Here is a 17851-nt window from a genome sequence, read left to right on the forward strand (position 1 = left end):
CCAGTCCCCAACAATGCAACTGCTCGCGATCGGCATCAATCACACTACGGCACCCGTCTCGCTGCGCGAGCGGGTGGCGTTTCCGCTCGAGCAGATCAAGCCGGCGCTGGGCGCGCTGCGCTCCCACCTGTCGGGGCGCAGCGGCACCGAAGCCGCCATCCTGTCCACCTGCAACCGCACCGAGATCTACTGCGCCACCGACGTGCTGACGCCGGGCACGGACGGATTCGAGCACACCCTGCGCTGGCTGTCGCAGCATCACAACGTGCCGGCCACGGAGCTGGCGCCGCACCTGTACGCGCTGCCGCAGTCCGAAGCCGTGCGGCACGCCTTCCGCGTGGCCAGCGGGCTCGATTCGATGGTGCTGGGCGAGACCCAGATCTTGGGCCAGCTCAAGGACGCGGTGCGCACCGCCGGCGAAGCCGGCTCGCTCGGCACGTACCTGAACCAGCTGTTCCAGCGGACCTTCGCGGTGGCCAAGGAAGTGCGCGGCCAGACCGAGATCGGCGCGCATTCGGTGTCGATGGCCGCGGCCGCGGTGCGGCTGGCGCAGCGGATCTTCGAAAGCGTCTCGACCCAGCGCGTGCTGTTTATCGGCGCGGGCGAAATGATCGAACTGTGCGCAACCCACTTTGCCGCGCAGCAGCCGCGCCAGATCGTGGTCGCCAACCGCACCGTCGAGCGCGGCGAGAAGCTGGCCGAGCAGCTCAGCGGCCAGGGCCTGACCGCCAATGCGATCCGCCTGTCGGACCTGGGCGAGCGCCTGCATGAGTTCGACATCGTGGTGTCGTGCACCGCAAGCTCGCTGCCGATCATCGGCCTGGGCGCGGTGGAGCGCGCGGTCAAGCGGCGCAAGCACCGTCCCATCATGATGGTCGACCTGGCCGTGCCGCGCGACGTCGAGCCCGAAGTCTCGCGCCTGGACGACGTCTTCCTCTATACCGTCGACGACCTCGGCGCGGTCGTGCGCGAGGGCAACGCCCTGCGCCAGGCCGCGGTGGCGCAGGCCGAAGCCATCATCGAAAGCCGCGTGCAGAACTTCATGCACTGGCTGGAAACCCGCAGCGTGGTGCCGGTCATCCGCGAACTGCAGAGCAGCGGCGAAGCCATCCGCCAGGCCGAGCTGGAGCGCGCGCGCCGCATGCTGGCGCGCGGCGACGATCCGCAGGCCGTGCTCGAGGCGCTCTCCGGCGCGCTCACGCGCAAGTTCCTGCACGGCCCCACCCACGCGCTCAACCACACCCAGGGCGAGGACCGCGAGGCGCTGCTGCGCCTGGTGCCGGGCCTGTTCCGCCACAGCAGCCATTCCGAGCGCTAGCCGCGCTTGCCTCGCCGGCGCGCCGCGCCGTCACGCCCTCGCCGCCCCGTCCTTGTGGGCGTGGCCCGGCCCACCCGATTCCCTGTCCGCCCCGATGAAAGCCAGCATGCTTGCCAAGCTCGACCAACTGGCCGAGCGACTCGACGAAGTCAACGCCCTGCTCGCGCGCGAAGACGCGACCGCCAATATCGACCAGTACCGCAAGCTCAGCCGCGAGCATGCCGAGCTGTCGCCCGTGGCCGAGCAATACGGCCAGTACCGCCAGGCCCAGGACGACCTCGCCACCGCGCAGGCGCTGCTCGACGATCCGGAGATGAAGGACTTCGCCGCCGACGAGATCGCCGCCGCGCGCGACCGGCTGGAAGCGCTGCAGGCCAGCCTGCAGCGCCTGCTGCTGCCCAGGGACCCCAACGACGACCGCAACCTGCTGCTGGAAATCCGCGCCGGCACCGGCGGCGAGGAAAGCGCGCTGTTCGCCGCCGATCTGCTGCGGATGTACACGCGTTATGCCGAGCGGCAGCGCTGGCAGGTCGAGGTGATGAGCGAGTCGGAATCGGACCTGGGTGGCTACAAGGAAGTCATCATCCGGATCGCCGGCGATGCCGCGTTTTCGCGGCTGAAGTTCGAATCCGGCGGCCACCGCGTGCAGCGCGTGCCGGCCACCGAGGCGCAGGGCCGCATCCATACCTCTGCCTGCACGGTTGCCGTGATGCCCGAGGCCGACGAGGTTGGCGAGGTCGAGATCAACCCGGCCGACCTGCGCATCGACACCTTCCGCGCCTCCGGCGCCGGCGGCCAGCACGTCAACAAGACCGATTCCGCGGTGCGCCTGACCCACCTGCCCACCGGCATCGTGGTCGAGTGCCAGGACGACCGCAGCCAGCACCGCAACAAGGACAAGGCGATGAAGGTGCTCGCCGCCCGCATCAAGGACATGCAGGCGCGCGCCGCGCAGGCGCGCGAGGCCAGCACCCGGCGCAACCTGATCGGCTCGGGCGACCGCAGCGACCGCATCCGCACCTACAACTTCCCGCAGGGCCGCGTGACCGACCACCGCATCAACCTGACGCTGTACAAGATCGACATGATCATGGACGGCGACATGGACGAGCTGCTGTCAGCGCTGTCCGCCGAGCACCAGGCGGACCAGCTGGCGGCGCTGGGCGAAGACGCCTGAGCGCCACTTGGCGCGTCGTAGCCAAGGCTTCGGCGATGAACACCGCGTAAAGTCGCCGATATCTTTGTATTTGTTGTAAATGCTTGAAACAGCACTGGCAGGGGTAAGGTCGCTGTCTATAATCGACTTCGACCGGCAAACGGAGAATGGTGCCGGGTAGTCACTCCCGAGAACATATCTAGGACGAAATCATGAAAAAACTGCTCGCGCTGTTGATGATCACCGCGGCCATGGCCGCTTGCAGCAAGAAGGAAGAAGCGCCGCCCGCCGCCTCGAACGCCGAGAGCGCGATGCAGAGCGCCGCGGAATCCGCCAAGGCCGCCGCAAGCGATGCCGCCGCTGCCGCCAGCAACGCCGCAGATGCCGCCAAGGCTGCCGCCAGCGACGCCGCCTCGAACGCTTCCGCCGCCGCCGAGAAGGCCAAGGAAGACGCCGGCAACGCCATGGAGAACGCCAAGCAGGCCGCCAAGGATGCCGTCAACGCCGGCGCCGACAAGGCCAAGGACGCCGTCAATAAGTAATCGCCCGGCGGGGTCATTGCGCCCGCCGCCGCCGATGAGCGGTACACTGGCACGAAGCCGGAAGTTTCACCAGAGCACCGCCCCAAAGCCCCGCCAGGTCCCGCACCGGTGGGGTTTTTTATAGCCGGCACCAGAACCGTCTTTTACCCACGCGATGTCCACCCCCGACTCCACCGCGCTGCCGGCAACACCCACGCTGCGCGAGGCGCAGACCCTCGCCGCCATGGCCGGGCTGCCTGCGCTGGAAGCGCGCATGCTGCTGACCCACGTCACCGGCCTGAGCCGCACGCAGCTGATCACGCGCGACACCGACGTGCTCACTATCGCCCAGCGCGACGCGTTTGCCACGCTGCTGGCGCGGCGCCTGGCGGGCGAGCCGATGGCCTACCTGATCGGCGAGCGTGAATTCTTCGGCCGCAAGTTCCGCGTCACGCCGGACGTACTGATCCCGCGCCCCGATACCGAGGTGGCTGCGGAAGCCGCGCTGGCGCGGCTGGCCACGGTGCCGCAGCCCAACGTGCTTGACCTCGGCACGGGCTCCGGCATCCTCGCCGTGACGCTGGCGCGCGAGCGGCGCGACGCGCAGGTCTGGGCCACCGACATCTCGCCCGGCGCGCTGATGGTGGCGCAGGACAACGCCCGCGCGCTGGGCGCCGAGCGCATCGCGTTCCTGGTCTCGGACTGGTACGCGGCGCTGCCGCCGGAGCTGCGCTTCCACCTGATCGTCAGCAACCCGCCCTATATCGCCGCGGGCGACCCGCACCTGGCTGAAGGCGACCTGCGCTTCGAGCCGATCGACGCGCTGACCGACCACGACGACGGCCTCTCCGACCTGCGCGCCATCGTCGGCGGCGCCGGCGCGCGATTGCTGCCCGGCGGCTGGCTGCTGATGGAACACGGCTATGACCAGGCCGCGGCCACGCGCCAGCTGCTGCAAGCCAGCGGCTTCGACGAGGTCTTCACCGCGCGTGACCTGGCCGGGCTGGAGCGCTGCACCGGCGGACGCTGGCCGGGCGCGCAGCCCGCCGGTACCGCCGCGGCACCCTGAAGCGCCGCGGCGATTCCGGTAAAATTGCCATCAGATTCCCGCCGTGCGGCCCGGCCGCGCGGTATTCCGTTCTCCCCAGGCGGCGCCCGCGACACGGCCTCGCCCCACTGAAAAGCAAACCATGAGCGACGTGCAGCAACAGATCGACCAGATCGTCAAGGGCAACCCCGTAGTCCTGTTCATGAAGGGCACCGCGCAATTCCCGATGTGCGGCTTCTCGGGACGCGCCATCCAGATCCTGAAGGCCTGCGGCGTCGACGCGCCGACCACGGTCAACGTGCTGGACGACGAAGGCATCCGCCAGGGCATCAAGGAATACGCCAACTGGCCGACCATTCCCCAGCTCTACGTGAACGGCGAGTTCATCGGCGGCTCGGACATCATGATGGAGATGTACCAGAACGGCGAACTGCAAACCCTGCTGAAGGGCTGAGTCTCGCCATGTCCGGGGCTGGCGGCACACCGCAACGGCTGATCGTCGCCATCACCGGCGCCACCGGGGCCATCTACGGCGTGCGCCTGCTGCAGGTGCTGCGCGCGGCGCCCGCGGTGGAAACCCACCTGCTGATTTCGCCGGCCGGCGTGATGAACCTGCAGCACGAGCTGGACATCGGCCGCGCCGAGGTCGAAGCGCTGGCCAGCGTCGTGCACAACGTGCGCGACATCGGCGCCACCATCGCCAGCGGCTCGTTCCGCGCGCACGCCATGGTGGTGGCGCCGTGCTCGATGCGCACGCTGGCGGCGATCGCGCATGGTTTCTCGGACAACCTGATCACGCGCGCCGCCGACGTCACGCTGAAAGAGCGCCGCAAGCTGGTGCTGATGGTCAGGGAAACGCCGCTGAACCTAGCGCACCTGCGCAACATGACTGCGGTGACGGAAATGGGCGGGATCGTGTTCCCGCCGGTGCCGGGCTTCTACCAGAAGCCGCAGAGCATTGCCGAACTGGTCGATCATACGGTCGGGCGCATGCTGGACCTGGTGGACCTACCGCAGATCGGGCAAGCCCTGGCGCCAAGCTGGGGCGGGCTGAACCCCCGCGCCGGCGACGCGGCCGGGAACTGAGCCGCGCCGCCGCGCTTACCGGGAACGATTACCAGCGGCGATAGCCGCGGCCATAGTAGCCGTAGCCGCCGTAGTAGTACGGACGCGGCGCCACCACCACCGGCGCGGGCGCCACGTACACCGGCGCCGGACCGACCGCCGGGCCGGCGGGCGTGGGATAGACGGCGCAGCCGCCCAGCAGGGTCACCGATGCAGCCAGTCCAATCGTCAGCATTCTCATCATTTCATCCTTGGGTCGCAACGGGCATGTGCCTGCCTTGCTGACGTTATACGGGCGGAACGCGTAATACGGCGTCAAAGCCGTGTAACGCTTGTTACCGTTCCCTACGCGCCCTGCCGCCCACCCCGGGATGCCGTCAGATCTCGAACCGTATCCCCTGCGCCAGCGGCAGCGAATCGCCGTAGTTGATGGTGTTGGTGGCGCGGCGCATATAGCCCTTCCACGCATCGGAGCCTGACTCGCGGCCGCCCCCCGTCGCCTTCTCGCCGCCGAAGGCGCCGCCGATTTCCGCGCCGCTGGTGCCGATATTCACATTGGCGATGCCGCAGTCGCTGCCCGCCGACGACAGGAAGCGCTCGGCCTCGCGCATCGATTCGGTGAAGATGCACGACGATAGCCCATGTGCCGCGGCATTGTTCAGCGCGATGGCCTCGTCCAGCGTGGTGTACGGCATCAGGTACAGGATCGGGGCGAAGGTTTCGGTCAGCATGGTGTCGTGCTGCGCGTCGGTCATCACCAGCGCGGGCCGCACGTAGTGCGCATGCGGATAGCGGTCGGCCAGCAGCCGCTCGCCGCCGGTCACGATATTGCCCTGCGCGCGGCACGCCGCCAGCGCGTTGGCCATGGCGTCGCCGGCGGCGGTGTCGATCAGCGGGCCGACCAGCGTGCCGTCTTGCAGCGGATCGCCGACCGGCAGCCGGTCGAACACGGTGATCAGCCGGCTCGCCATGGTGTCCATCAGGTCGGCATGGATAAAGCAGCGGCGCAGCGTGGTGCAGCGCTGCCCCGCGGTGCCGGCCGCGGCAAAGGTGATGGCCCGCACCGCCAGTTCGATATCGGCCGAGGGCGCGACGATGGCAGCGTTGTTGCCGCCCAGCTCCAGGATGCAGCGCTTGAAGTGCCCGGCGCAGGCGATGCCGACCTCGCGGCCCATGCGGGTCGAGCCGGTGGCGCTGACCAGCCGCACCGCAGGGTGCGCGACCAGGTGGGTACCCAGGGTGCGCCCGCCCGGCAGCACCGCCGAGATGCCACTGTGCTGCGGCGCCGCCGCGGCCAGCACGCGCTCCAGCAGGCCGTGCGCGGCCAGCGCGCACAGCGACACCTTCTCCGACGGCTTCCAGATCACGCCGTTGCCGCATACCAGCGCCAGCGCCGCATTCCACGCCCACACCGCCACCGGGAAGTTGAACGCCGAAATCACGCCGCACAGACCGTACGGGTGCCAGGTCTCGCGCATCGCGTGCTGCGGGCGCTCGGAGGCGATGGTCAGCCCGTGCAGCTGGCGCGACAGGCCGACCGCGAAGTCGCAGATGTCGATCATCTCCTGCACCTCGCCCAGCCCTTCCTGCAGGATCTTGCCGGATTCGAGCGACACCAGCCGCCCCAGCGCTGCCTTGTGTTCGCGCAGCACCTCGCCGAAGCGCCGCACGATCTCGCCGCGCGCCGGCGCCGGCAGCAGCGCCCAGGTGCTCTGCGCCGCGTGCGCGCGCGCGATCAGCGCGTCGGCCTGCGCCGGCGTGCAGGGCGGCACGTGGCCGATGGCGTCGCCGTCGACCGGCGAGCGCACCGTCACGGCGCCGGCCGGCGTCCCTTCCCGCCATGGCCGCGGCAGGCCCAGCGAATCCCAGCAGGCAGCAAATTCTTGTGCTTTCATACGAGGCTCTCCTGGAGCGGATGCTGCGTGTAATGGCGACCGAAGCGGTTGGCCAGGAAGGCCTCCAGCGGCATCGACTCCTGCCGTACGAAGCCGGCCTGCGGCAGCGCGCCGGTGGCCACCATGTCCAGCGCGGTGCAGATGCCGGCGGCAGTGGTCAGCTGGATCGCATTGACATGCCCGCCCGCGCCGTCGACCCCGCCGATGCGGGCCGAGAACGAAGCCTGCGTCAGCGGCCCGCGCCCGCGTTCGCCGCCGGCGGGATAGCCGGTGGCGGTGGCGAACACGATCACCACGTCCTGCTCGGTCACCGGGATGGCGCGATCGAAGATATCGCGCAGCCAGTCGCGGCGTTCGCGCAGGCGCAGGTCGTTGAGCAGCAGCTTCATCAGCGCGCAGTGGCCGGGATAGCGGATCGACTTGTAATCGACATGGCGCGCCCGTCCGGCCAGCGTCTCGGGCAGCGTGCCCAGCCCGCCCGATGTATTAAAGGCTTCGTACTCGATGCCGTCCAGCGCAAAGCTCTCCAGCCCCTCCAGCGCCGTCAGTTCCACGCGACGGCCGTCGACGATGGCCTCGCACGGGTTGCAGTACTCGTTGATCAGTCCCTCGGTGCTCCAGGTGAGGTTGTACTTGAGCGCGTTGCTCGGGTAGCGCGGCAGCGCCCCCACCCGCATCTGCAGGTCCAGCAGTTCGCCGCCGCCGCGCAAGAAGCGCTGCGCGAGGTCGTGCCCGACCACGCCGATAAAGCCCGGCGCCAGCCCGCATTGCGGCATCAGCACCGAGCGCGCGCCCTGCGCCAGCTGGCGGATGGCCTGGGTCGCGGCGACGTCCTCGGTCAGGTCGAAGTAATGCACGCCGAGGCGCGCCGCCACCGAGGCCACGCTGATCGCGGCATGGAACGGCAGCGCGTTGAGCACGGCGTCGGCGCCGGCCAGCAGCGCGGCACAGGTGCCGGGCTCGGTGGGATCGCCAGCGCGCGCCAGCACGCCGCGCGGCAGGCCATCGAGGCGGCGCCCGTCATGGTCGACCACGCTGACGCGGTAGTCGCCGCTGTCGTGCAGCATGGCCGCAATGGTGCGGCCGATCTTGCCGGCGCCCAGCACCGTCACGTGCAGCGGGCGGTCGGCCCTGGGCAGGTCGCGCGGTGCCTGCCGGCCGAGATTCGAGGCTTGCATGATGTCTCCGTCCACAAGAAAAAGGATTCCGTTGACTGGAGTATGGATAGCCCGGCCGACATAATGAAGGCACAAGAACGACGAAAAACCGCCATAATCGAACGAAACGACGAGGCATCCCGACGTAATGACCGAACTCGACACCACCGACCGCCACCTGCTGTCGCTGCTGCAGGCCAACGCGCGCGAAAGCGCCGCCAACCTGGCCCGGCACCTGGGAATCGCCCGCACCACCGTGGTCGCGCGCATTGCGCGGCTGGAGCGCAGCGGCGTGATCGCCGGCTACGGCGTGCGGCTGGGCCAGCGCATGGAAGACAACGCCATCCTCGCCTATTGCGGCCTGTCGGTGCAGCCCAAGGCCGCGCCCGCGATCCTGCGCGCGCTGCAGCGGCTGCCCGAGATCGAAGAGGTCAATTCCGTCAGCGGCCCGGTCGACTACCTGGTGGCGATCCGCTGCGACACGCATGACCGGCTCGACCGGCTGCTCGACGAGATCGGCATGCTCGACGGCGTCAACCACACCACCACCTCGATCGTGCTGGCGCGCAAGCTCGACCGCCGGCGCGCCGCCGGCTGACGCGGTATGCTGCCAGACCCATCAGCTTTTGCGGAGCAACAGAACATGAACAATCCGATCCGTGTCGCCGTGGGCGGCGTGACCGGCTGGGCCGGCGGCGAACTGGCGCGCGGCGTGGCCCATGCGGCCGACATGACCCTGGTGGCCGGCCTGTCGCGCGGCGCCGCCGGCCAGACCCTGGCGCAGCTGACCGGCCATGCCGGTACCCCGGGCGTGGCCGCCGCCAGTATCGAAGTGCTGGGCGAGACGCCGTACGACGTCTACGTCGAATACACCAGGCCCGGGATCGCCAAGCACAACATCCTGCAGGCGCTGGCGCACGGTGCGCACGTGGTGGTCGGCACCTCCGGGCTGACCGACGACGACTATGCCGAGATCGACGCGGCCGCGCGCCAGGCCGAGCGCGGCGTGCTCGCCTGCGGCAATTTCGCCATCACGGTGGTGCTGCTGCAGAAGTTTGCCGAGATGGCGGCGCGCCACCTGGAACACTGGGAGATCATCGACTACGCCAAGGCCGGCAAGATCGACGTGCCCTCCGGCACGGTGCGCGAGCTGGCGTACCGGCTCGGCCAGGTCAAGGCCGCCGCGCAGGCGGTGCCGCTCGACCAGGTCAACGGCCCCAGGGAAACCCGCGGCGCCACCATGTCCGGCACGCAGGTGCATGCGGTGCGGCTGCCCGGCTACCAGCTGGGCGTGGAAGTGATCTTCGGCGCCGACGGCCAGCGCCTGCACCTGAAGCACGAGGCCGGCGACGGCTCCAAGCCCTATGTTGCCGGCGCACTGCTGGCGATCCGCAAGGTCCACACCGTGCGCGGCGTGGTGCGGGGGCTGGACAAGGTAATGGAAGGACTGTGAGGCAGCCGGCGGCGCACGCGTGCGGTGCGCCGCCGGCCTGTGCCGTTACCAGCTGCCGGGCTTTTCCGGCTTGGCCGGCGTCTTCGGCGCGGGCTTGGCCGCGGCGGCCTTGCCGCCCTTGGCCGCCGGTGCCGGGGGCGGATTGAGCTGCTTGTCGACCTCGGCATCCTTGTCCGCCATCAGCGCGCGCGCCTGCGGCAGCAGCATCTCGATGGTGCCGGTGTTGGGATCTTCCGGCATCGCATACAGCTCCACCGTCAGCGGCCGGTGGATCCAGCCGGCATGCAGCGTCTTGACGGTCTTGCCGGCCTTGTCGGGCATGTCCTCCTGCTCCTGGCGGAAGGGCTTGCCGTACAGCGCGCTGATGCTGTCGGCCGCGGCCTGCTGCGAATTGGCGCCGGCGGTCGGCACCATCAGGCCGACCAGCGCATTGCGATCGACAAAGGCCACCACATAGGGGCCATCCATGAACGCCGGGCGCTGCGCCCGCGGCACGCCGACCTGGCGCATCAGGCCATCGCCCTTCAGTTCGACGCAAAAGCCGGTGACATCGCGGCCGTCGGGCGAGCGCTTGTCGGCGCAGTCGGGCAGCGCCGGCAGCGGGTTGCCGATTTCCAGCATGGCCAGCAGCGGCGCCAGCGCGCTGTTTTCGGCCTGGGCCGAGGGCCTGGCGGACGGTGCGGAGGCGGGGGTGGCGGCAGGGGCGGCGGGGGCGGCATTCGCGCCGGCGGCGCCCAGCAGGCCGGCAAGCGCCAGCCCGGCAACGGGGAATTTCAAGACGGACTCCTGGTGAAAGGCTCCGGGTTGGAGCCCGCCCCCGCCGGGTTGTTCCTGCGCGGCGCGAGATCGTGGCGAGCGCTTCACTTGCGGCCGCGCACGGCAAGGGTGACAAGGGGGCGTGCGCTAGCTTACCCGATGGCGCCGGCGGCGCCGCCACTTGCGCGCCGCGCCGGCATTACCCCGCCGGCGCCTTGCGCGTCAGCGCCAGGGCTTCGCGCCGGAAGGTGTGGCCGACCTGGTGGTAGAACGGGTGCGGCGAGAACTGCCGCGAGATGAACGATGCCAGCAGCGACGCCGCCAGCAGGAACACCGTCAGGTCCTGCGTGCGCGTCATTTCCATCACGATCACGCTGGCGGTGATCGGCGCCTGCGTGGCCGCGGCCAGGAACGCGGCCATCGACACCAGCGCCAGTACGCGCGGCTCGGCCATGCCGCTGACGAAGTGCGCGACGTTTTCGCCGATGCCCGCGCCGATCGCCAGCGCGGGCGTGAAGATCCCGCCGGGAATGCCGGCGAAGTACGACACCACCGTCGCCACCAGCTTGGCCAGGCCGAACCACAGCGTGGCATGCGATTCGCCATTGATCAGCGCCGCGGCCTGCTCATAGCCGGTGCCGAAGGTCGCGCCCGCGGTGGCCCAGCCGATGATCGCCACCACCAGCCCGCAGCCGAACGCCGTCCACACCGGATGCCGCCCCGGCCAGTCGCGCCACGCGGCCGGCAGCAGCGCCGGCACGCCGCCCTTGAGCGCCTTGGCGAATACGCCGCCCAGCACGCCGGTGACCACCGCGCACAGCAGCACCGGGCCCCAGGCCTCATGCAGGCCCAGCATCGGCACCTTGACCACGAAATACGGGTTGTTGCCCAGCACCGCCAGCGACAGGAAACCCGCGGTCAGCACGCCCGACAGCACCAGGCGGTCCCAGCGCACCGCGGTGCCGCGGCCCAGCTCCTCGATGGCGAACACCACCCCGGCCAGCGGCGTATTGAATGCCGCCGCCAGTCCGCCGGCCGCGCCGGCGGCGATCAGCGCATTGGGATGAAAGCCGATGCGAAAGCGCAGCTTCTCCTGGCACCAGCGACCCCAGGCCAGCATCGCCGCCGCACCGACCTGCACCGACGGGCCCTCGCGCCCGACCGAGGCGCCCGCCAGCAGCGCGGCGGCGGTCAGCACCACCTTCCACATCGACTGGCGCAACGACACCAGCAGCGTCTGTGCCGGGCCCGACGGCGGCAAGGTCACCGCCGCGATCACCTGCGGAATGCCGCTGCCGCGCGCCTGCGGCGCCAGCCGGATGGTCAGCCAGCGCAGCGCGGCCAGTCCGAACGGCAGCATCACGAACGCCAGCCATGGCGTGGCCTGGGTCAGCTGGTGGTTCCAGCGCAGCGCCACTTCGGCGATCCACGCGAACACCAGCGAGAACAGCCCGACGCAACCCGCGCCGAACATGAACGCGGCATAGCGCAGCGTGGTGCGCGAGATGCGCCCAGCCTGGCGCGACTTGCGCCACGCCGCCACGCGCGCGCGGCGGCTGAGCTGGTTCAGCAGGCGGGGATCGAGCGGCGGCGCGCCGGCGTCGGACGCCGCCTGCGGGTCACGTCCGCTGTCCGGGTGGGCGCCCGGGTTATCGGCAGCCGAACCAGGAGGCGTGGGATCGTTGGGCTCGCGATCGGTCATGACGGGGGCGTGGCGCGTGGATGGCGTCGACTATACCCCCATCGTCGATGCGATGACCGGCGCGCGGCCGGTGATCGGCGGATGAATGCAGGCCATCAGTCCAGCGAGATGTTGTTCGCCTTGATCACCTTGCCCCAGTGCGCGCGGTCGGCCTCGAGATAGCGGTCGATCTCGGCCTGCGTGCGCGGCGGTTGCACCAGCAGCCCCAGGGCGCTGAAGGTGGCGCGGAACTGCGGGTCCTTCAGCACGTGGTCGGCGGCGGCCTGCAGCCTGGCCACCGCTTCGGGCGGCGTCTGCGCGGGCACGGCCAGGCCGAACCAGGTGGCGGCCTGGAAGTTGGGATAGCCGCTCTCGGCCACGGTCGGCACATCGGGCAGCACTTCCAGGCGGCGGCGCCCGGTGACCGCCAGCGCCTTGAGCTTGCCCGCCTTGATATGCGGCAGCGAGGTGCTGACCACATCCACCATCAGCTGCACGTCGTTGGCCAGCAGCGCCGCCAGCGCCGGGGCGCTGCCGTTGTAGGGCACGTGCGTGACGCCGATGCCCAGTTCGGTCTTGAGCATCTCGGTGGCCAGCTGCAGCGCGTTGCCCAGCCCCACCGAGGCATAGTTGAGCTTGCCGCCCTCGGCCTTGGCGTAGGCCGCGAACTCGCGGATATTGCCGGCCGGCACCCGGGTGTTGGTGACCACCACCAGCGGCGCCTCGGCGCCGATGCTGAAGATGCGGAAATCCTTGGGCGGATCGTACTGGATCTTCTTGTACAGCATCGGGTTGAGCACCATGCTGCCGTTGGTCGCCAGCACCATGGTGTAGCCGTCGGCCGGCGCGCGCGCCACGCTGGTGGTGCCGATCATGGTGGCCGCGCCGGGGCGGTTTTCCACCACCACGGTCTGGCCGAGCTGGCGCGACATGCCGTCGGCCAGCGCGCGGCCGAACTGGTCGGTCGAGCCGCCCGGCGTGTACGGCACCACCAGCTTGAGCGGGCGGTCGGGATAGGCCGCCTGCGCGGCGCCGCCCCAGAGCGCCAGCGCGCATCCCGCGCCGGCTGCGATCGCGGCGAGCCAGGCGCGCCTTGGCTTGAGACCGGTTGTCCTGGTCGGTTTGTTCTGCATCGCGTCTCCTCCTGTCGTTATCGGCTTGTGCCTGGTGCAGTCCCACCGGTGCGCTCAGACGCGGCGCTGGCGGCCTTCCCAGTATCGGTCGCGCAGCCGGCGCTTGGCCAGCTTGCCGGTTTCATCGCGCGGCAGTTGCGCCTCGACCACGATGCTGCGCGGCACCTTGAATCCGGACAGCCGCTCGCGCAGCCAGTCGATCACCTCGGCCTCGCGGATCTCGGCGCCCGGCATCGGCTGCACCATGGCCAGCAGGCGCTCGCCGTATTCCGCGTCGGGAATGCCGAACACGACGCAATCGGCCACCCCGGGATAGCGCACCAGCTCGTGCTCGATCTCCGCCGGGTAGATGTTGACGCCGCCGGAAATCACCATGTCCGAGGCGCGGTCGCAGATGAACAGGTAGCCGTCGGCATCGACATAGCCCATGTCGCCCAGCGTCACCAGCCCGTCGCGGTCGATGGCGGCGCGCGCGGCCTCATTGTTGCGGTAGCTGAAGTCGGGGTAAGCGGGCTGGCGCACATAGACCAGGCCGATTTCGCCCGGCGCGCACTCGCGGCCGTGTTCGTCGAGGATGCGCAGCTGCGCGTCGTCGACCGGCCTACCGGCGGTGCCCGGGCGCGCGGCGGCGTCGGCCGGCGTGGCCACGGTGATCATGCCGGCTTCGCTGGAGGCATAGGTTTCATGGATCACCGGGCCCAGCCACTCCAGCATCGCGCGCTTGACCTCGGGCGCGCACGGGGACCCGGTGGAGGCGACGAAGCGGATCGAAGACAGGTCGTACCTGGCGCGCACCTCGGCCGGCAGCTTGAGCAGGCGCACGTACATGATCGGCACCAGGTAGAGCACGTCGATGCGGTGCTTCTCCACCAGCGCCAGCACCTGCTCGGCGTCGAAGCGCGGCGTCAGCACCAGGCGCTCGGCCATCTGCAGCGCGTTCTGGATAAACGAGCCCGGCGCGCTGTGGTACAGCGGCGCCGACATCAGCGCGCGGCAGCCCGGCTCCAGCCCGTAGGTCTGCCGCACCACCGAACGCATGCGCGCAAGCTGTTGTTCGAGCCCGTCCAGCGGCAGCGCCTGGCGCACCACGCCCTTGGGCCGGCCGGTGGTACCCGAGGTGTACGCCATATGGCCGCGCGGCGCCACGCGCGGGCCGTCATAGGCGGGCTGCTGCGCGAGCCACGCTTCATATTCAGTCGCGCCTGCGGCGGGACCGCCCACCGACAGCACCGGCATGCCGGCCGGGACCGCGTCGCGCACCGCGGGCAGCAGGTCGTCCTGGACCAGCAGCACCTTGGCACCGCTGTCGCTCAGCAGGAAGCGCACTTCCTCGGCGGTGAAGTGCCAGTTGATGGGGCAGTAGTAGCAGCCGGCGATGCGGCAGGCATGGACCACGTCGGCATACACCGGATCGTTGCGCAGCAGTACCGCGATCACGTCGCCCTCCTGCACGCCGAGCGCGCGCAGGCCGCCACCCAGGCGGGCTCCGCGCGCCAGCAAGTCCTCGCCGCTGCGGTGCAGGTCTTGATACCAAAGGTCCGTGGCCATCCGCTGTCTCCTTGCCGGGTTATGTCAGCCGACCACTGTATCGGCGTAGCCCCGTATCGACAATCAGGCCGGGCGGAATCACAATGTTGCGCCAGACGTGACAATGCTGCAGGCAATCCCCGATGGACCTTAACCTGATCCAGGCCTTCGTCGACATCGTCGATGCCGGCAACCTCGCCGAAGCCGGGCGCCGGCGCGGCGTTACGCGCTCGCAGGTCAGCCGCCAGCTGCGCGAGCTGGAACACCAGGCAGGCGCGCAGTTGCTGCGCCGGACCACGCGCCGCCTGGAGCTGACCGAACCCGGCCATGCGCTGTACCAGCACGGGGTGCGCATGCTGCTGGAAGTCGCCTCGGCCCAGGCCGAGATCGACAGCCTGGGCAAGACGCTGCGCGGCCATGTGCGCGTCAGCGTGCCCACCGGGCTGGGCGACGCCTATATCGCGCCGATGCTGCTGCAGTTCGCGCACAAGCATCCCGGCATCACCCTGCGCGTGTTCTTTGCCAACCGCGTCAACGACCTGATCGCGGCCGAGATCGACGTGGCGCTGAAGGTCACCTCGGCGCCGCCGCTGGACCACGTGGCGCGTGAAATCTGCGATATCCGCTGGCAACTGTATGCATCACCGCAATATCTCGCGCGGATTGCGCCGGTGCAGGTGCCGCCGGACCTCGCCGGCTGCAGCTTCCTGTGCCCGCCCTACCCGCCCCGGCAGTTCCCGCTGTCGTTGTACCGCGACGGCCAGCGCGTGGACGTGGCGCTGACGCCCGCGCTGCAGTCCGAACACTTCCTGTTCCTGGCGCGCGCCGTGCGCGAAGGCCATGGCATCGGCATGCTGCCGGTCTATATCGGCTGGGAAGAAGTGCGCGCCGGCCACCTGGTGCCGGTGCTGCCCGACTGGCGTCCGGAGGGGCTGGGCAACAAGCTGTTCATCATCACCACGCCCAACCTGCATCCGTCGATGGCGACGCGCGCGCTGATCGGCTTCCTGCGCGAGGAACTGGAGAAACTCGAGGTATTTCGCGACGCCGTGAAGTAGCCGGCACCGCTGACCGGTGAACGCACGCTTTTGCCGGGTCATGGAAGCGGCCCGCCTGCGAACTTTCGATTTGCAAGCTATGCTGCAGCCAGCTTGCAAACTGAAAGCAAGCAGCACATAACGGCGGAGACCCATGCCCCCTACCGATTTCACCGCGATGCCCTGCCCCGTGGCCCGCTCGATGGCCGTGCTGGGCGAGCGCTGGGCCATCCTCGTGTTGCGCGAGGCCTTCTACGGCAGCACCCGCTTCGACGAGTTCGAACGCAACCTGGGCATCGCCTCCAACATCCTGAGCGCGCGCCTGAAGACGCTGGTGGCGCACGGGCTGCTGGCGCGCGTCGCGCCCGACGGCGGCGCCCGCCATGTCTACCAGCTGACCGACAAGGGCCGCGACTTCTTTCCGGCCTATGTGGCGCTCAAGGCCTGGGCCGACCGCTGGATGACCGACGAAAAGGGGCCGCTGACGCTGCTGCAGGACCGCCGCACCGGCACGGAAATCGCCGAGCCCGCGCTGACGCGCGCCGACGGCAGCGCGATCACGCTGGACGATGTGCGCGTGCTGCCGGGCCCGGGTGCCGGCCGCTTCCTGCGCCGTCGCTTCGGCGACGCCGAAGCCGCGGCGGGCGGACCGGAGCGCGGCCATGACTGACACGCGCGCCTTGCCCGCGGGCAGCCTGCCGGCCGACGCGGTGCCGGCCACCGAAATCGCCCGCCGCATCGGCAAGCTGGCCGGCCCCACCGCGCTGATCGCGCTGCTGCAGGCGGCCGCCCAGCTGATCGAAACCTGGCTGGCCGCGCGCCAGGGCACCGCGGCGCTGGCCGGCTGGGCCGTGGTGCTGCCGTTTGCGCTGCTGCTGCAGCAGATGTCGACCGGCGCCATGGGCGGCGGCGTGGTCGCGGCCATCGCGCGCGCGCTGGGCGCCAACAAGCGTGACGATGCCTCGGCGCTGGTGATGCATGCGCTGTGGATCGCCGTGATCGCCGGCCTGGCGTTTGCCGTGGCGCTGGCCGGGTTCCCGCGCGCGGTGCTGGGCGCGGTGGCGGGCGCCACCGCCGCCGAAGCGGCCGCCACCTATGCGATCTGGCTGTTCGGCGCCGGCGCGATCCCGGCCTGGCTGGCCAACACGCTGGCGTCGGTGCTGCGCGGCGGCGGCCGCCATGCGCTGGCGGCGCGCGTGCTGGCGTTGATGTGGATCGCATTCCCGGCGCTGTCGTGGCTGCTGGCCGAGCCCGCCGGCATGGGCCTGGCCGGCATCGGCGCGGCGCTGGCGGCGGTGTCGTGGGCCGCGGCGCTGGCGATGGCGATCGTGGTCGCGCGCGGCGGCGCGGGCTTCGTGCCGGTGCTGCGGGTGCGGCTGTCGTGGCCGCTGTTCGCGCGCATCCTGTCGGTGGGGCTGGTGGCGTGCGCGCTGGCCTCGGTCGCCAACCTGACCACCATCCTGGTCACCGCGCAGCTGCGTCACCATGGCACCGCCGCGGTGGCGGCCTACGGCATCTCGGCGCGGCTGGAATTCCTGATGATCCCGCTGGCCTTCGGCGTGGGCTCGGCGCTGACGGCGCTGGTCGGCCGCGCCGTGGGCGCCGGCGACTGGCATACGGCGCGGCGCACGGCGTGGGTGGGCGCACTGCTGGCGCTGGGCATCGCCGGCAGCGCGGGCGCCGCTGTCGGCCTGGCGCCGGTGCGCTTTGCCAGCCTGTTCACCCATGACCCGGAAGTGATCGCCATCGCCGCGCGGGCGCTGTCATGGGTGGGGCCGGCATTCGGCGGCTTCGGGCTCGGCATGGCGCTGTACTTCGCCTCGATGGGCGCGGGCCGCATGCGCTGGCCGGTGGCGGCCGGGCTGTGCCGGATCGCGCTGGCCGCGGGCGGCGGCTGGGTGCTGGCCAATACGTTCGGCATGGGGCTGGACGGGCATTTCCTGGGCGTGGCGCTGGGGATCACGGCGTATGGCGTGGTCACGGCGCTGGGCGTCAGGCAGGGGGAATGGTCGGCGCGATAACGCGCTGAAACACCGCCGGTTTGCTCCCCCTCATCCACTTCGCGCGAGAGGGGAGCGTATGCGACGAGGCGGTGGCAAGTTCG

The 17851-nt window shown here is 70.3% G+C and carries 18 protein-coding genes; 11 read left to right on the plus strand and 7 right to left on the minus strand.

What is annotated here, in order from left to right:
* The first annotated feature begins 13 nt into the window (after nucleotides 1–13).
* From hemA to GA0116996_RS27170, 6 genes are all read left to right on the plus strand, one after another.
* Nucleotides 14–1318, plus strand: coding sequence for a glutamyl-tRNA reductase (gene hemA / locus GA0116996_RS27145; RefSeq protein WP_062801867.1), 1305 nt, complete (start codon nucleotides 14–16; stop codon nucleotides 1316–1318).
* Nucleotides 1319–1412: 94 nt separating this feature from the next.
* A complete protein-coding gene (gene prfA, locus GA0116996_RS27150; protein ID WP_092317999.1) occupies nucleotides 1413–2495 on the plus strand; it encodes a peptide chain release factor 1 in 1083 nt (360 codons plus the stop codon).
* 191 nt (nucleotides 2496–2686) lie between these two features.
* Nucleotides 2687–3016, plus strand: coding sequence for a hypothetical protein (locus GA0116996_RS27155; protein WP_092318002.1), 330 nt, complete (start codon nucleotides 2687–2689; stop codon nucleotides 3014–3016).
* Between the two features lie 154 nt (nucleotides 3017–3170).
* Nucleotides 3171–4064 (plus strand): peptide chain release factor N(5)-glutamine methyltransferase, encoded by an 894-nt coding sequence (prmC, locus tag GA0116996_RS27160; RefSeq protein WP_092318005.1) that lies wholly within the window; start codon nucleotides 3171–3173, stop codon nucleotides 4062–4064.
* 121 nt (nucleotides 4065–4185) lie between these two features.
* Nucleotides 4186–4497, plus strand: a complete 312-nt coding sequence (gene grxD, locus GA0116996_RS27165) for a Grx4 family monothiol glutaredoxin (RefSeq protein ID WP_012354019.1) — start codon at nucleotides 4186–4188, stop codon at nucleotides 4495–4497.
* An 8-nt stretch (nucleotides 4498–4505) separates the two neighbouring features.
* Nucleotides 4506–5129 (plus strand): UbiX family flavin prenyltransferase, encoded by a 624-nt coding sequence (locus GA0116996_RS27170; RefSeq protein WP_092318008.1) that lies wholly within the window; start codon nucleotides 4506–4508, stop codon nucleotides 5127–5129.
* Between the two features lie 28 nt (nucleotides 5130–5157).
* Here GA0116996_RS27170 and GA0116996_RS27175 read toward each other — a convergent pair whose 3' ends face one another.
* The 3 genes from GA0116996_RS27175 to GA0116996_RS27185 form a co-directional block, all read right to left on the minus strand.
* Nucleotides 5158–5343 carry a hypothetical protein gene (locus GA0116996_RS27175; protein ID WP_092318011.1) on the minus strand — a complete coding sequence of 62 codons (186 nt, stop codon included), beginning with the start codon at nucleotides 5341–5343 and terminating at the stop codon, nucleotides 5158–5160.
* 142 nt (nucleotides 5344–5485) lie between these two features.
* A complete protein-coding gene (gene amaB / locus GA0116996_RS27180) occupies nucleotides 5486–7003 on the minus strand; it encodes an L-piperidine-6-carboxylate dehydrogenase (RefSeq protein ID WP_092318014.1) in 1518 nt (505 codons plus the stop codon).
* Nucleotides 7000–8181, minus strand: coding sequence for a saccharopine dehydrogenase family protein (locus tag GA0116996_RS27185; protein WP_092318017.1), 1182 nt, complete (start codon nucleotides 8179–8181; stop codon nucleotides 7000–7002). Before GA0116996_RS27185 ends, amaB begins: the two co-directional genes overlap by 4 nt.
* Nucleotides 8182–8308: 127 nt before the next feature.
* On the opposite strand from GA0116996_RS27185, the gene GA0116996_RS27190 reads away from it, so the two are divergent.
* Both GA0116996_RS27190 and dapB read left to right on the plus strand, forming a co-directional pair.
* The gene (locus GA0116996_RS27190) at nucleotides 8309–8758 is read left to right on the plus strand and encodes an Lrp/AsnC family transcriptional regulator (RefSeq protein WP_010809873.1); all 450 of its coding nucleotides are present in this window, start codon (nucleotides 8309–8311) and stop codon (nucleotides 8756–8758) included.
* 45 nt (nucleotides 8759–8803) lie between these two features.
* Nucleotides 8804–9613: a 4-hydroxy-tetrahydrodipicolinate reductase gene (dapB, locus tag GA0116996_RS27195; RefSeq protein WP_092318020.1), complete on the plus strand. Its 810-nt coding sequence runs from the start codon at nucleotides 8804–8806 to the stop codon at nucleotides 9611–9613.
* Nucleotides 9614–9658: 45 nt separating this feature from the next.
* Here the strand turns inward: dapB and GA0116996_RS27200 are convergent, their stop codons facing one another.
* The 4 genes from GA0116996_RS27200 to GA0116996_RS27215 all read right to left on the minus strand — a co-directional run bounded on the left by GA0116996_RS27200 (nucleotide 9659) and on the right by GA0116996_RS27215 (nucleotide 14731).
* Nucleotides 9659–10390 (minus strand): hypothetical protein, encoded by a 732-nt coding sequence (locus tag GA0116996_RS27200; protein ID WP_092318023.1) that lies wholly within the window; start codon nucleotides 10388–10390, stop codon nucleotides 9659–9661.
* Between the two features lie 178 nt (nucleotides 10391–10568).
* Entirely contained in the window at nucleotides 10569–12071 is a 1503-nt protein-coding gene (locus GA0116996_RS27205; protein WP_092318026.1) for a chloride channel protein, read from the minus strand.
* A gap of 95 nt (nucleotides 12072–12166) precedes the next feature.
* Nucleotides 12167–13183 (minus strand): Bug family tripartite tricarboxylate transporter substrate binding protein, encoded by a 1017-nt coding sequence (locus GA0116996_RS27210; protein ID WP_092318029.1) that lies wholly within the window; start codon nucleotides 13181–13183, stop codon nucleotides 12167–12169.
* 54 nt (nucleotides 13184–13237) lie between these two features.
* Complete coding sequence (locus tag GA0116996_RS27215) at nucleotides 13238–14731, minus strand: acyl-CoA synthetase (RefSeq protein WP_092318032.1); 1494 nt, start codon at nucleotides 14729–14731, stop codon at nucleotides 13238–13240.
* A 122-nt stretch (nucleotides 14732–14853) separates the two neighbouring features.
* Here GA0116996_RS27215 and GA0116996_RS27220 point away from each other — a divergent pair, with 122 nt between their 5' ends.
* The 3 genes from GA0116996_RS27220 to GA0116996_RS27230 all read left to right on the plus strand — a co-directional run bounded on the left by GA0116996_RS27220 (nucleotide 14854) and on the right by GA0116996_RS27230 (nucleotide 17768).
* Nucleotides 14854–15768 (plus strand): LysR family transcriptional regulator, encoded by a 915-nt coding sequence (locus tag GA0116996_RS27220; protein ID WP_092318035.1) that lies wholly within the window; start codon nucleotides 14854–14856, stop codon nucleotides 15766–15768.
* Nucleotides 15769–15901: 133 nt separating this feature from the next.
* Nucleotides 15902–16417 (plus strand): winged helix-turn-helix transcriptional regulator, encoded by a 516-nt coding sequence (locus GA0116996_RS27225; protein WP_092318038.1) that lies wholly within the window; start codon nucleotides 15902–15904, stop codon nucleotides 16415–16417.
* On the plus strand, nucleotides 16410–17768 hold the full coding sequence (locus GA0116996_RS27230; protein WP_092318041.1) for an MATE family efflux transporter: 1359 nt from the start codon (nucleotides 16410–16412) through the stop codon (nucleotides 17766–17768). The genes GA0116996_RS27225 and GA0116996_RS27230 overlap by 8 nt, the downstream gene beginning before the upstream one ends.
* The last annotated feature ends 83 nt before the right edge of the window (nucleotides 17769–17851 follow it).

The sequence above is a fragment of the Cupriavidus alkaliphilus genome, assembly GCF_900094595.1.
Taxonomy (GTDB): Bacteria; Pseudomonadota; Gammaproteobacteria; order Burkholderiales; family Burkholderiaceae; genus Cupriavidus; species Cupriavidus alkaliphilus.